14 protein-coding genes are annotated in these 13,356 nt (G+C 71.9%); 8 read left to right on the top strand and 6 right to left on the bottom strand.

From position 1 onward, the window contains the following. Window positions 1–152 precede the first annotated feature (152 nt). The 4 genes from ACZ6N8_RS04970 (at window position 153) to ACZ6N8_RS04955 (ending at window position 5,234) form a co-directional block, all read left to right on the top strand. Window positions 153–2,033 carry a M14 family metallopeptidase gene (locus ACZ6N8_RS04970; RefSeq protein ID WP_466007619.1) on the top strand — a complete coding sequence of 627 codons (1,881 nt, stop codon included), beginning with the start codon at window positions 153–155 and terminating at the stop codon, window positions 2,031–2,033. Window positions 2,034–2,387: 354 nt separating this feature from the next. Further along, window positions 2,388–3,317, top strand: coding sequence for an ABC transporter substrate-binding protein (locus tag ACZ6N8_RS04965; protein ID WP_466007617.1), 930 nt, complete (start codon window positions 2,388–2,390; stop codon window positions 3,315–3,317). A 13-nt stretch (window positions 3,318–3,330) separates the two neighbouring features. Beyond that, window positions 3,331–4,428, top strand: a complete 1,098-nt coding sequence (locus ACZ6N8_RS04960; protein WP_466007615.1) for a FecCD family ABC transporter permease — start codon at window positions 3,331–3,333, stop codon at window positions 4,426–4,428. Beyond that, a complete protein-coding gene (locus ACZ6N8_RS04955) occupies window positions 4,425–5,234 on the top strand; it encodes an ABC transporter ATP-binding protein (RefSeq protein ID WP_466007613.1) in 810 nt (269 codons plus the stop codon). The genes ACZ6N8_RS04960 and ACZ6N8_RS04955 overlap by 4 nt, the downstream gene beginning before the upstream one ends. Before the next feature lie 17 nt (window positions 5,235–5,251). Here ACZ6N8_RS04955 and ACZ6N8_RS04950 read toward each other — a convergent pair whose 3' ends face one another. The 5 genes from ACZ6N8_RS04950 to ACZ6N8_RS04930 form a co-directional block, all read right to left on the bottom strand. Beyond that, complete coding sequence (locus ACZ6N8_RS04950) at window positions 5,252–6,016, bottom strand: VOC family protein (RefSeq protein WP_466007611.1); 765 nt, start codon at window positions 6,014–6,016, stop codon at window positions 5,252–5,254. Window positions 6,017–6,111: 95 nt separating this feature from the next. After that, window positions 6,112–6,849 carry an ABC transporter permease gene (locus ACZ6N8_RS04945; RefSeq protein WP_466007609.1) on the bottom strand — a complete coding sequence of 246 codons (738 nt, stop codon included), beginning with the start codon at window positions 6,847–6,849 and terminating at the stop codon, window positions 6,112–6,114. 12 nt (window positions 6,850–6,861) lie between these two features. Continuing rightward, window positions 6,862–7,782, bottom strand: coding sequence for an ABC transporter ATP-binding protein (locus ACZ6N8_RS04940; protein WP_466007607.1), 921 nt, complete (start codon window positions 7,780–7,782; stop codon window positions 6,862–6,864). After that, complete coding sequence (locus ACZ6N8_RS04935; protein ID WP_466007605.1) at window positions 7,779–8,090, bottom strand: transcriptional regulator; 312 nt, start codon at window positions 8,088–8,090, stop codon at window positions 7,779–7,781. The genes ACZ6N8_RS04940 and ACZ6N8_RS04935 overlap by 4 nt, the downstream gene beginning before the upstream one ends. Continuing rightward, window positions 8,087–8,725 carry a transporter gene (locus ACZ6N8_RS04930; RefSeq protein ID WP_466007603.1) on the bottom strand — a complete coding sequence of 213 codons (639 nt, stop codon included), beginning with the start codon at window positions 8,723–8,725 and terminating at the stop codon, window positions 8,087–8,089. Before ACZ6N8_RS04930 ends, ACZ6N8_RS04935 begins: the two co-directional genes overlap by 4 nt. A 133-nt stretch (window positions 8,726–8,858) precedes the next feature. On the opposite strand from ACZ6N8_RS04930, the gene ACZ6N8_RS04925 reads away from it, so the two are divergent. From ACZ6N8_RS04925 to ACZ6N8_RS04910, 4 genes are read left to right on the top strand one after another with little or no spacing between them, the layout of a single operon-like run. Further along, the gene (locus tag ACZ6N8_RS04925) at window positions 8,859–9,254 is read left to right on the top strand and encodes a type VII secretion target (protein ID WP_466007601.1); all 396 of its coding nucleotides are present in this window, start codon (window positions 8,859–8,861) and stop codon (window positions 9,252–9,254) included. Next, window positions 9,251–10,177: a WXG100 family type VII secretion target gene (locus ACZ6N8_RS04920; protein ID WP_151492865.1), complete on the top strand. Its 927-nt coding sequence runs from the start codon at window positions 9,251–9,253 to the stop codon at window positions 10,175–10,177. Before ACZ6N8_RS04925 ends, ACZ6N8_RS04920 begins: the two co-directional genes overlap by 4 nt. A 10-nt stretch (window positions 10,178–10,187) precedes the next feature. Next, window positions 10,188–10,526, top strand: coding sequence for a YbaB/EbfC family nucleoid-associated protein (locus ACZ6N8_RS04915; RefSeq protein ID WP_357982660.1), 339 nt, complete (start codon window positions 10,188–10,190; stop codon window positions 10,524–10,526). A 2-nt stretch (window positions 10,527–10,528) separates the two neighbouring features. Continuing rightward, window positions 10,529–11,134: a hypothetical protein gene (locus ACZ6N8_RS04910; protein WP_466007599.1), complete on the top strand. Its 606-nt coding sequence runs from the start codon at window positions 10,529–10,531 to the stop codon at window positions 11,132–11,134. A 29-nt stretch (window positions 11,135–11,163) separates the two neighbouring features. On the opposite strand, the gene ACZ6N8_RS04905 is transcribed toward ACZ6N8_RS04910, so the two are convergent. Beyond that, window positions 11,164–13,272, bottom strand: coding sequence for a HelD family protein (locus tag ACZ6N8_RS04905; RefSeq protein ID WP_466007598.1), 2,109 nt, complete (start codon window positions 13,270–13,272; stop codon window positions 11,164–11,166). Window positions 13,273–13,356: the final 84 nt, after the last annotated feature.

Below are 13,356 nucleotides of genomic sequence, written 5' to 3'. Positions count from 1 at the left end.
GTTTCGCCAGATGTTCAGGGATGGAAAATCATTGCCGCCGCGATGATCCTCCTGGGATGCTTAAGGCAGCGATCAATATTGATATGACCATGTGACAGATGGTGAAGTGTCCTCCACCGAGCGGGATCTCCCGCCGACCGAGGAGGAAGTCCATGGCCCTCCGCACGCCCATCCGTCTCCGCCGCGCCCTGGTGCTCGCCGTCGTCACCGGGCTGGGAATCGTCACCGTCGCCACCGGCCCGGTCGCCGCCCGACCGGCGCCGGACCGCAGCGCCGAGCCGGTCGCCACCGGCTACCGGGTGCTCGGGCCCCGGACCCTCGCCGACCGCAACGCGGTGGCCCGCACCGGAGCCGCCATCGACTACTCCGAGCACGGCGTCCTGCACATCTCGGCCACCGCCGCCGAGGCCGCCGCGATCGGCAAACTCGGCTTCCGACTGGAACCGCTCGCCCCGCCGCCCAGCGCCGAACGCGGGGCCGGCGACGTCGGCACACTGGCCTTCCCGCCCGCCGACTCCAACTACCACGACTACGCGGAGCTGACCGCCGTCGTGAACCAGGTCGTCGCCGACCATCCGGCCATCGCCCGCAAGATCAGCATCGGTTCGTCGTACGAGGGCCGCGACCTGATGGCGGTGAAGATCTCCGACAACGTGGGCACCGACGAGAACGAGCCGGAGATCCTGTTCAACTCCCAGCAGCACGCCCGCGAGCACCTGACCGTCGAGATGGCGATCTACCTGCTCAACCTCTTCACCGACAGCTACGGCGGCGACTCCCGGATCACCAACATCGTCAACAGCCGGGAGATCTGGATCGTGCCGACCGTCAACCCGGACGGCAGCGAGTACGACATCGCCACCGGGTCGTACCGCTCCTGGCGCAAGAACCGGCAACCCAACAGCGGCTCGTCGAACGTCGGCACCGACCTGAACCGCAACTGGGGCTACAACTGGGGCTGCTGCGGCGGCTCGTCCGGCAGCACCTCGTCGGAGACGTACCGCGGCCCGTCGGCGTTCTCCGCACCCGAGACGCAGGCGCTGCGCAACTTCGTCAACAGTCGGGTGGTCGGCGGGACGCAGCAGATCAAGGCGAACATCGACTTCCACACGTACTCGCAGCTGGTGCTCTGGCCGTACGGCTACACCACGGCGAACACCGCGACCGGGATGAACGCCGACCAGTACAACACCTTCGCCACCATCGGCCAGCAGATGGCGGCCACCAACAACTACACCCCGGAACAGTCGAGCGACCTCTACATCACCGACGGGGACAGCCTCGACTGGATGTGGGCCACCCACAACATCTGGGCGTACACCTTCGAGATGTACCCCGGCTCGGCGAGCGGCGGCGGCTTCTACCCGCCCGACGAGGTGATCCCGGCGCAGACCAGCCGCAACCGCGAGGCCGTGCTGCTGCTCAGCGAGTACGCCGACTGCCCGTACCGGGCCATCGGCAAGCAGGCACAGTACTGCGGCAGCGGGGGTGGCGGCACCACTGTCTGGTCGGACACCTTCGAGACGGCCACCGGCTGGACCATCAACCCGTCCGGCACCGACACCGCCACGGCCGGCGCGTTCGAGCGGGGCGCCGCCCAGGCGACCACGTCCTCCGGCGCCAAGCAGCTCACCCCGTACGCCGGAGCGAACGACCTGGTCACCGGGAGGCTCGCCGGCTCGGCGGCAGGTGACTACGACCTCGACGGCGGCGTGACTAGCGCCCGGTCCCCGGCGGTGACGCTGCCGTCGTCCGGCACGCTGACCCTCTCCCTCGCCTGGTACCTGGCGCACGGCTCGAACGCCTCGTCGGCCGACTACCTGCGGGTCAGCGTGGTGCACAACGGCGGCACGACAGCCCTGCTCACCCAGGCCGGAGCGGCCACCAACCGCAACGGGAGCTGGGCGGTGGCGAACCTCAACCTCACCCCGTACGCCGGGCAGTCCGTCCGCATCCTCGTCGAGGCGGCGGATGCCTCGGGCGCCAGCCTCGTCGAGGCGGCTGTGGACAACGTCACCATCACCTCCTCCTGATCGGGTGGGGCCCCGCTCCGCCCCGGCGGGGCCCCGCCACCCGTCCCCGAGCCTCCTGATCCGGGACATATCCCTCGATGCGCGCCGGTCCAGGCATCGCGCGTCGTCGATCGGCCCTTGATCGATCCGGCACGTCGGGTCGGTGCGCTACCGTCTTACCGACCAGTCCGCAGCGAAGCCGGTGCTCAACCCGGCGCTGTCCCGCAACTGTGATGCCCCGCCCGACGGCGGGGACGAGCCAGGTCGCCTGCGGACCGGTCGCGACACGCGCTCTCGAGGAAGGGCGCCTCGTGGGCGGGCGTACGAAAGTCCCTGTCGGCGAAGCACCACACTCCTCGACCGACAGGAGGCCCCATGTTCAGACGTACCCCTCGGCTCTTCGCCGCGACCCTCGCGGTCGCCGCGCTGGCCCTCGGCGCCTGCGCCGAGAAGGCCGACGACAAGCCGACCACCGGCACCGCGGCCGCCAGTTTCCCGGTGACTGTCGGCGCGCTCACCCTCGACAAGCGCCCTGAGAAGATCGTCGTGCTGTCGCCCAGCGCCACCGAGATGGTCTTCGCGATCGGTGCCGGCCCGCAGGTGATCGCCGTCGACGACCAGTCCAACTACCCGGCCGACGTGCCCAAGAGCGACCTCTCCGCGTTCCAGCCGAACGCCGAGGCGATCGCCGGTAAGAACCCCGACCTGGTGGTGCTCTCCGACGACCGCAACAAGATCGTCGAGCAGCTCGGCAAGCTGAAGATCCCGGTGTACCGGACCCCGGCGGCGACGACGCTCGACGACACGTACCGGCAGATCACCGAGCTGGGCACGCTGACCGGGCACGCCGACCAGGCCACCGACGTCACCACCCGGATGAAGGACGACATCGCCAAGCTGGTCAAGGACCTGCCGCAGCGCGCCGAGAAGCTCACCTACTACCACGAGCTGGGCCCCGAGCTGTACAGCGCGACGAGCAAGACCTTCATCGGCTCGCTCTACAGCCTGGTGGGCCTCGCCAACATCGCCGACCCGGCAGACGCGGACGGCAAGAACTTCGGCTACCCGCAGCTGTCCCAGGAGTTCATCGTCAAGGCCGACCCGGACTTCGTCTTCCTGGCCGACTCGAAGTGCTGCCAGCAGAACGCCGACACGGTCAAGGCGCGCAGTGGCTGGGCGGGGCTCACCGCCGTGAAGAACAACCAGGTGGTCGCACTGGACGACGACGTCGCCTCCCGCTGGGGTCCGCGAGTCGTGGACCTGCTCCGGGTGATCATCGACGCGGTCGCCAAGGTGCACGCGTGACACTGGTCCGTCGATGACCGAGCCGCTCTCCGCGGCTCGGCCCGCCGGGCTGCTCTCCGCGGCCCGGCCCGCCGGCCTACGCGTGCGTTGGCTGGTCGCGGGGTTGTTCGCGGTGCTCGTCGCGCTTGTCGCCGGGGTGTCACTCGGGCCGGTGAGCCTGCCGCCGGGCAGCGTCGCCGCCGAACTGCTCAACCTGCTCCCCGGCGTGCACCTCGACAGCGGGCTCTCCGAGCGCGAGGCCGCGATCGTCACCGAGCTGCGGCTGCCCCGGGTCGTGCTGGGCCTGCTCGTCGGTGGTCTGCTCGCCCTGGCCGGCGGCTGCTACCAGGGCGTGTTCCGCAACCCGTTGGCCGACCCGTACCTGCTCGGTGTCGCCGCCGGTGCGGGCCTCGCGGTCACCGCCGTGATCTCCCTCGGTGGCGCCGGCCTGGAGGGCTCGCTCTCGGGGCTGCCGCTGACCGTCCCGCTTGCCGCGTTCGCCGGTTCGCTGCTCGCCGTCACGATGACCTACGTGCTCGGCGGGGCCGGCGGCCGGAGCCGGTCACCGGCGATGCTGATCCTGGCCGGGGTGGCCGTCTCCGCGTTCCTCTCCGCCGGGCAGACGTACCTGCTGCAACGACACGCCGACAGCATCCAGCCGGTCTACTCGTGGCTGCTCGGTCGGCTGGCCACCGCCGGCTGGCACGACGTGCTGCTGGTGCTGCCGTACGCCGCCCTGACCACCGTCGTGGTCCTGCTGCACCGCCGTGAGCTGGACGTCCTCGCGGTCGGCGACGACGAGGCGAGGAGCCTGGGCCTGCACCCGCAGCGCACCCGGTACCTGCTGATCGCCGCCGCCTCCCTGGGCACCGCGGCGGCGGTCTCCGCGACCGGGCTGATCGGCTTCGTGGGCATCATCGTGCCGCACACCGTCCGGCTGCTCGCCGGGTCGAGCTACCGGGTGATCCTGCCGCTGTCGCTGCTGTTCGGCGGCGCGTTCCTGGCGCTTACCGACGTGGTGGCCCGTACCGCCGCCGCGCCTGCCGAGGTGCCCATCGGGGTGGTGACCGCGCTGCTCGGCGGCCCGTTCTTCGTCCTCGTGCTGCGCACGGCGCGGCGGGTGCTCACATGAGCCCCGACCGGACCGCCGCCGGGGGGCCGGCCGTCGAGGTGCGGGGGCTGCACGTCAGCCTGGACGGCACCCCGATCCTCACCGGAGTCGATCTCACAATCGCCGTCGGCGAGTGGGTCACCGTGATCGGTCCGAACGGCGCCGGCAAGTCGACACTGCTGCGCGCCATCGGCGGCCTGCTGTCCGCGCCGGAGGCCATCACCCTCTTCGGTACGCCGAGCGCCGCGCTGCGTCGCCGGGACCGCGCCCGGGTGGTGGCCACCGTGGCGCAGTCCCCGGTCGTACCGCCGGGCATGTCGGTGCTGGACTACGTGCTGCTCGGCCGCACCCCGTACATCCCGCCGCTGGGCCGGGAGTCGGCCGCCGACGTGGACGCCGTACACGACGTGCTGCACCGGCTCGACCTCGTGGGCTTTCACCGACGCGAGCTGGCCACCCTCTCCGGGGGCGAACGACAGCGGGTCTTCCTGGCCCGCGCGCTGGCCCAGGGCGCGACGCTGCTGCTGCTGGACGAGCCGACAAGCGCCCTCGACATCGGCCACCAGCAGGAGGTGCTGGAACTGGTCGACCAGCTCCGCCGGGAGAACGGCTTCACGGTGGTCGCCACCATGCACGACCTGTCCCTGGCCGGCGAGTACGCCGACCGCATGGTGCTGCTCGCCGACGGTCAGGTGGTGGCGTCGGGAAGCCCACACGAGGTGCTGACCGAGCACCTGCTCGCCACCCACTACCGGGCAAGCGTCCGGGTGGTGCCCGGAGCTCACGGCCCCCTGGTGGTGCCCGTGCGCCCCCGCCCCGCTCCCTGAACCACGACCGGAGTGCGTCAGCTGCCGAGGTCGATCACCGAGAAGAGAGCGCCCTGGGGGTCGCGCAGGGCGGCGAACCGGCCGGACGGGATGTCGCGGGGCGGGACCAGGATCGTGCCGCCGAGTTCGGAGGCGCGGGCCGCTGCGGCGTCCGCGTCGGCCACCGCGAAGTACACGGTCCAGTACGCCGGCAGATCGGCCGGGAAGTCCTCGGCCAGTGGCCGCATCATCCCGGCGACGATCCGCGCCCCGAGGCGCCACCCGGTGTACGTCGTACCGGCGACCGGTTGGTCGTCGGGCTGCCAGCCGAACACCAGCTCGTAGAAGACCTTCGCGCCCTCGGGGTCGGGGGTGACCAGTTCGTTCCAGCTCATCGCGCCCGGTACGCCGACCACCTCGGCGCCGGCCATGGTCAGTGGCTGCCAGACGCTGAACGTGGCACCGGCCGGGTCGGCGAAGACCGCCATCCAACCCCTGTCGAACACCTCGAACGGCGGCACCACCACCTGCCCGCCGGCCCGTTCGACCCGGCCGGCGACGAGTTCGGCGTCGTCGGTGGCGACGTACGTCGACCAGATCGGCACCTGGTCCGGGATGGCCGGCGGCCCGGCGCCGGCCACTGCCCGGCCGTCGAGCTGGAAGATCGTGTAGCCGCCCGCCTCGGGTTCCGGCGTGACCTGGCCGGTCCAGCCGAACAGTTCCGGGTAGAAACGCCGCGCGTCGGTCAGGTCCGGGGTGGCCAGGTCGGCCCAGCAGGGCGTGCCCGGCGGGACGGTGCTCACGGTCAAGACCCCTCTCGGCCCGGGCGGCCACGGCGGCCCCCTGCCGGAATCCTGGCACCGTCCCGCCGCGGCTCGGGGCGGAAACGGACGAATCGTCAGCTGAACCGGCGACCCTCGTCCCTCCGGTACGCCCAGCCGGCAAGTGCCGCGAGCAGCACCACCCAGACGCCGAGCATGACCAGCGCCAGCGGCTCGACCGAGTAGTCGCCGACCGCCGACCACATCAGTTCCGCCGCGCCGCGGGTGGGCAGGTACGGCGCGATCGTCTCGATGAACCCGGGCGCGTCGCCGGGCGCGGACAGCAGGCCGCCGCCGAACGCCAGCGGCAGGAAGACCACCTGCGCGACCACGATCGCCGCCTTGCTGGGCAGCGAGTAGCCGATGGCGAGCCCCATCAGCGTGAACGGCACCGAGATGACTGCCACCGTGCCGAGGGCCAGCAGGAACGCCGCAGGGGTGAGCTGCGCCGCGGTGAGCGTCCCGCCGATCACCACGACCGGGATCAGCGAGAGGTAGGTCAGGGCCAGGCCGGCGAGCACCCGGCCGGCGAAGCGGGGTGCCGGCCCGGCCGGCAGGGTCCGGGTGTACGGGTTCCAGGGCTGGTCGCGGTCCTCGGCGACGCCGACGCCGTACTGGAAGATGTTGGCGCTCATCACCGAGAAGGTGACCATCGACGCGGTGGCGTAGGTGGCGCCCACCGCGTCGTCACCCGCGAACGGCACCACGAAGAAGATCATGGCGGCGGCCGGGAAGAAGGCGCTGCCGAAGACGGCCACCGGAATCCGGATGATCTCCAGGAGCTGGTAGCGGGCATGGACCAGGGCGAGCTGCATCGGGTCGCCTCCTCAGACGGTGGTGGGTCGGGCGGCAACGGTGGCGGGCTGAGCGTCGGCGGTGGGCCGCTCTTCGCCGGTGATGGCGAGGAATGCCTCCTCGAGCGAGGTCGGCCGGACCTCCAGGTCGGTGAAGGCGGTGCCGGTGGTGACCAGTGCCCTCACCAGCTCGTCGGCGTCGGTGGTGAGCAGGTGCAACCGACCGTCGATCCGTTCGGTGCGGACCACGCCGGGCAGGTCGGGCAGCTCGTCGGCGAGCAGGCTGACCCGTCGTACGCCGACGATGCCGCGCACCGCGTCCACGGTGTCGTCGGCGAGCACCCGGCCCTGCCCGATCACCACGACCCGGCGGGCCAGCGCCTCGACCTCCTCCAGGTAGTGGCTGCTCAACAGGACGGTCCCGCCGTCGTCGTGGAACGCGCGGATCGCGTCCCACAGGGTGTGCCGGGCGGTCACGTCCAGGCCTGTGGTCGGCTCGTCGAGCAGGACGAGTCGGGGCCGACCGACGAACGCCAGCGCCACGGCCAACCGGCGGCGCTGCCCGCCGGAGAGCCCGCCGGTCTGCCGCCGGACGAGGTCACCGATGCCGAATCGGTCGAGCAGTTCTCCCCGGGGCACCGGGTCGGGGTAGTGCGCGGAGACGAAGTCGACGACCTCGCCGACGCGCAGCGTGCCGGGCAGACCGGTCTCCTGCGGGGTGACGCCGATCTGTCGCCGCGACGCCGGGTCGCGCGGATCGCCGCCGAACAGCTCGACGCGCCCGGAGCTGGGCTTGCGCAGCCCGACCAGCAGGTTCATCAGGGTGCTCTTGCCGGCGCCGTTCGGACCGAGCAGGCCGACCAGTTCACCTGCCCGCACCTCCAGGTCGACTCGGTCGAGGGCGAGGACGTCGCCGTACCGGCGGCTGGCCTGGTCGGCTCGGGCGAGGGTCATTGCTGCTCCTTCGACGGGGAGGGGTCGAGCAGGGTGCGGATGGCCTCGGTGTACTCCTCGAACGCCAGCCGGCCCCGCCGGCTCAGCCGGATCAGGGTGGTCGGGGTGCGTCCACGGTGGGTCTTGCTGACCTCCACGTAGCCGGCGTCCTCGAGCTTGCGCAGGTGTACGGAGAGGTTGCCGGCGGTCATCGCGAGCAGGTCCTGGAGGCGGGGGAAGGTGATCCGGTCGCCGTCGTTCAGCGCGGACAGACTCGCCACCACGCGCAGCCGGGCCTGGGCGTGGATGACCGGGTCGAGGTCGGTCATCGTGCGGGCCGCCGACGCAGGTGGGCGAGCAGGCCGGCGACGAGAATGCCGCCACCGCCGGCCACCGAGACCACGAGCGAGTGCCAGCCCGGCCCGGCGAACGCGCCGGCCACGTTGATCACGCCGATCCACACGCCCAGCCGGAACAGGTCCCGGTCCAGCCAGATCGCGCCGCCGGCCATGTGCAGCGCGCTGGTCAGTCCGACGGCCGTCGTCGACCAGAGCAGTGCGGCCAGGTCGTGCGGCAGGTGCTCGCTGATCCGGCCGAGCCCCGCGTACACGCTCACCGAACCCAGCGCCCAGGCGCAGCCGTACCAGCGCCCGCGCGTCGCCGAGACGCCGGTCACCTGGCCGTACGCCTTCGCGCCGGCCACCGCCTGGATCGCCGCGGCGCACAGGAGCAGGACGAACAGGACGGTCAGCGGCAGCCACCCGGGCAGCCGGACCAGCACCCGGTCGTCCGGTGCGAAGCGCAGGAAGAACAGCCCGAAGCCGACGAGCCAGGCGACGCCCCACGGCCAGTAGAGCACCCGGGGATCGGGCTCGAGTCGGCGTACCGTCTGCGAGCGCTGGTCCTCGATGAGCCGGAGCGCGGCTGCGGCGTCGGTGGGAGGCAGGTCGTCGTCGCGGGTCATGCAAACTACTTTACGGCACAAAGTCGATGCGGTGTGACCCCGTTCCGCCGTCGGGTTACCGACTGCGGCGCGCAGTGCCTATGGTGGGTGGCTGTAGCGGCTGATCCGTCGCACAGGACACAGGGGAGGGTCCGTGTCGAGCCCGAGCAGAGAGCTGGACGTCCAGCCCGAGGCGTTGACGGCGTTCGCCGCGGCCTCCACCGACCGGGCGGCCCGCTTTCGCGAGCTGCACCGCTCGTTCGGCGACGGCCACGTGCCCCGGCACGCCTTCGGGGTGATGCCCGCGTCGTTCAGCCTCGCCGCGACGTACGCCGAGCAGTTCGAGGCGTGCCTCCAGGGGCTTGCCGACGGCGCCGAGGTGATGGCGGACATCGCCGAAGGGCTCCGCGACACCGCCGGGGCGTACACCGGCACCGACGTGGCAAACACCGACATGTTCGTACCTGGCCGCCCGGCCGCCCCCGACGTCATCGCGCCGGGCCCCTGGTCGCCCGGCACCAGCGGCGCGACCGGGCCGGTGCCGGCATGAGCACCGAGGCGTTGCAACGCAACAAGACCTACTTCGAGCAGATCGTCTCGGGCACCCCCGACCCGTTCAAGCCGCTGTCAAACGCGGTGCTCTGGCCCTTCGAGCAACTTCTCGAGCTTGTCGCGGGCGAACCGGACGACCTGATGCGGGCCGCGCAGCTCTGCCTGGACACCGGCGCGGCGGTCCGCGAGATCGCCGGCGAGCAGATCCAGGACCGGGCCCGGCTGCGCGGTTACTGGACGGGCGACGCCGCCGAGAGCTTCCACGCCTCGATGGCCTCGGTGGAGGAGGCGATCGAGGAACTGGCCAAGGGTTTGGACGGCACCAAGGAGGTGCTCGTCGACGCGGCCAACGCGGCTGTCGACGCCTTCAACCTGCTTGTCGAGCTGATCCTCGAGTTCCTGCTCTGGTTCCTCACCGAGGTGATCATCGCGGCGGTGGCGGCGGCGCTCAGCGCCGGCATCTCGCTCGCCGCGACCGTGGTCCGGGTGCTTGCCAAGCTGGCCACCACCGTCGGCCGGATGGTCAAGATCGTGGCGCGGTTCGCGGAGATCCTGACGAAGTTGGCTACCAAGATGCAGAAGGTCGCCGAGCTGCTGATGAGGTACCGCCGCGCGGTGCTGGAGATCCGCAAGGCGAAGAAGGCGTACCGGGCGTGGAACAAGTCCGGCTGGACCGCCGAGGCGCGGGCCTTCCAGATAGAGAAATTCAAGACCCTCTTCCCGGGCAAGTTCCTGATCAACCAGGCGTCCCCGGTGAACATCCCCGGCCTGGGAGGCTCCCTCCTGGACACCGGCGTCGGGCTGCACGACGTCTCCGACGGCACCAAGGACCGCAACTACCTGGTGGACGGCACCTACCGCGAGGATCTGGGCCCCTACACCAAGGGCGTGCAGAATGTCTTCGACTCAATCCTGACCTGAGGGGACCGACATGACCTTTCCCGGTCTGGACCGCATCGAGGCGCTGGCCCGCAACCTGGACGGCTGGCAGCGTGAACTGGCCGGCAAGATGGCCGAGCTCGAGGACAGCAGCGCCGAGGGCGTGAGCGACTCCGGCCTGGTGCGGGTCACCGCCTCGGCGGACGGCACGATCGTCTCGACCGACGTCAACGCCCGCGCCATGCGGTTCGACTCGTACACGCTGGCCGAGGAGTTCACCGCCGCCGCCAAGCGTGCCCAGGAGGCGGCCGCCGCCCGCGTACGCGAACTGGTGGGTGAGGTGATGGCCGACGCGCCCGGCGCGGGTCAGTCCCACCCGGATCGGTACTGAGCATGGTGGACGTCGACTACTCCGGACGGCTCACCCAGCTCGTCGAGCCCGGTGAGCAGGTGCTCGCCGTCGCGAAGACCGGGATCGCCCAGGGCGCCCTGCCGCCCGACCCACCGGACCCGCAGCGACCCGAACCCTCCCGCGCCGGAGGCGTCGTCGCCAGTGCGCTGCTCAACCTGATCTCGCCGCTTGTCTCCTTCCCGGCGGGGGACCGGCTCGTCGACCGGATCACCCACGGGGTGGCAGGTCGCGGCGCTCCCGGTTCGGCGGCGTCCACCCTCCAGTACTCCCGCCGGCCGGTGCCGCCCGCGACCTCCATCAGGGACACCATCCTCGCCGTCACCGACAAGCGGTTCCTCGTCTGCGAGTCCGGGGCGGTCAAGCTCTGGTCGAGCCGGGCCGACGACGAGCGGGCGGCAGCCGAGACGACAATCGTCTGGTCGATGCCCCGGGCCGAGGTAGCCGCCGCCCGGGTCGGTTGGCACCGGCTCAACCCGAAGCGCCTCCGTATCGACTTCACCGACGGCTCGTGGTTGGCCTTCACCGTGCCGATCGCCGAGTCCGGCGAACCGCTGCGCGAGATCGCCGCCGCCCTGAACGCCCGCTGACCCTGAGCCGCCGCTTGCCCGCCGGGCGGTCAGCCGTTGGCGGGCTGGCCCGGCAGTGGCGCGGGCAGGGGCTCGTGGTGCAGCACCGACAGCCGCGACACGGCCCGGGTGAGCACCACGTACAGCCGGTGCAGCCCACGCGGCTCGGCCGCGACGATCGCGGCCGGCTCGACCACCACCACATGGTCGTACTCCAGGCCCTTGACCAGCGTCGCGGGCACCACCGTGACGCGCTCCGCGGCCGTCACGTCGTCGGCGGTCGCGGTCGCCACGCCGGCGGCGGTCAGCGCCGCGCGAAGCCCGTCGACGGCGTCGTCCGCGGCGATCACGCCGACCGAGCCGTCGTGCGCCAGGGCCGCGTGCACCTCGGCCACCGTCGCCGAGGTCAGGTCGGTCACCGTACGCACGTCCAGGCCGCCGTCGCGGCGCAGCGACTCGGCCGGCGGTACGTCCACGGCGAGCGCCGGCAACAGGAGGTTGGCGAACGCGACAACCGCCGCGGGCACCCGGAAACCGACAGTCAGCGGAACCACCACGGCGTCCGGCTTGCCCAGATGGGCAAGGGATTGCGCCCAGTCCGTGGCGGCCCACGGCGCGGTGCCCTGGGCCAGGTCACCGAGGAGGGTGATCGAACCGTGCTCGCTGCGCCGGGCAATGGCCCGACACTGCATCGGGGAGAGGTCCTGCGCCTCGTCCACCACGACGTGCCCGAACCCGGAGGGCCGTTCGAGCAGCCCGGCCGCCTCGTCGAGCAGCACCGTGTCGGCTGCGGTCCAGCGGGTCGCCTTGGGGGTGCGTGCCGGCTTCGGCCAGATGAGAAGCGCCTGCTCGTCGTCGGTGAGCAGGCCGTCCGCAGCGGCGGCGAGCCGGGCCGGGTCGGAGAGCAGGCCGTGCACCAGCCCTTCCGGGGTGAGAGCCGGCCAGACCGCGTCCAGGAAGTCCAGCACCGGCCGGCAGCGGCCCATCCGGCGCAGCCACGCGTCGCTCGGCGACTCCGCCCGCCGCGCCTCGGCCTGCCGTTGCAGCAGGCTCACCACCCGCGCCCGGACCCGCTCCCGGCCGGTGCCGTACGGCAGCCCCTCCCGGCGGGTCTCCTCGACGATCCGGTGCAGCGGCTCCACGCCGATCCGCCACCGGAACGAGCCGTCCGAGACGGTGATCGAGTCCGTCGGCGTACCGATCTGTGCCTGCGCCGCGCGGTGCAGGACGCTCGCCATCCGCGCGTCGTGCTTGAGCGCGGCGACCGCCGGCGGCTCCACCGCCCGGACCGGCACCCGCGCGATCAGCTCCTCCACGGTCGCCTGCTCGACCTCGACCTCGCCGAGCGCCGGCAGCACCGCCGCGATGTACGACAGGAACGCCCTGTTCGGTCCCACGATCAGCACACCGGCCCGCCGCAACCGCTCCCGGTGCAGGTAGAGCAGGTACGCGGCCCGGTGCAGACCAACAGCCGTCTTCCCGGTGCCCGGCGCTCCCTGCACACAGATCGAGTCGGCCAGGTCGGCCCGGACCAGCTCGTCCTGCTCCGGCTGGATGGTCGCGACGATGTCCCGCATCGGCCCGACACGCGGCCGCTCGATCTCGGCGGTGAGGATTCGACTGGTCGTACCCAGCTCCTCGCCCTGATCCAGCCGCTCATCCTCGAAGCTGGTGAGCACCCCGTTGCTGAACCCGAACCGCCGCCGGACCGCCACGCCCTGCGGATCCCGGGCGCTGGCCCGGTAGAACGACCGGGAGACCGGCGCCCGCCAGTCCAGCACCAACGGTTCGCCGAGCTCGTCGGTGACGTGCCGCCGCCCCACGTGGTACCGCCGACCGTCGTGATCGCCGGTGCCGGTGCTGTCGTCGTCGCCCGTCTCCTGCGCCTGCGGGGTCCCGGCGAAGTCGAGACGGCCGAAGAACAGCGGCGTGGTCGGGTCGTCGGCGAGTTCGGCAACCCGGCGGGCCAGCGTGCGGCCGAGGGTTTCCGCGGCGTACGCGTCACCGGCGACCTGGTCACCTGTCGAGAACAGGGCTTCGGCCCGCTCCCGCATCCGCCGCAGCGCCGCCCGCGACGTGTCCAGGTGTGCGCGCTCGGCGGCCAGGTCGGCGTCGAGAGGAGTGCCGTCCAGGTGGGTGTCAAGGTCAAGTGCGGGCATGCTGACGTCCCATCGTTCACATCTGCTGCTCGCTCGCGTGTCCGGGGGCGGATGGCCGGCCGCCCGGCGCGGGGACGTCCGTTC

It is taken from the genome of Micromonospora sp. NPDC047521, assembly GCF_055587305.1.
The sequence above is the reverse complement of the archived record's forward strand: the minus strand, read 5'-3'. Positions and strand labels throughout refer to the sequence as shown.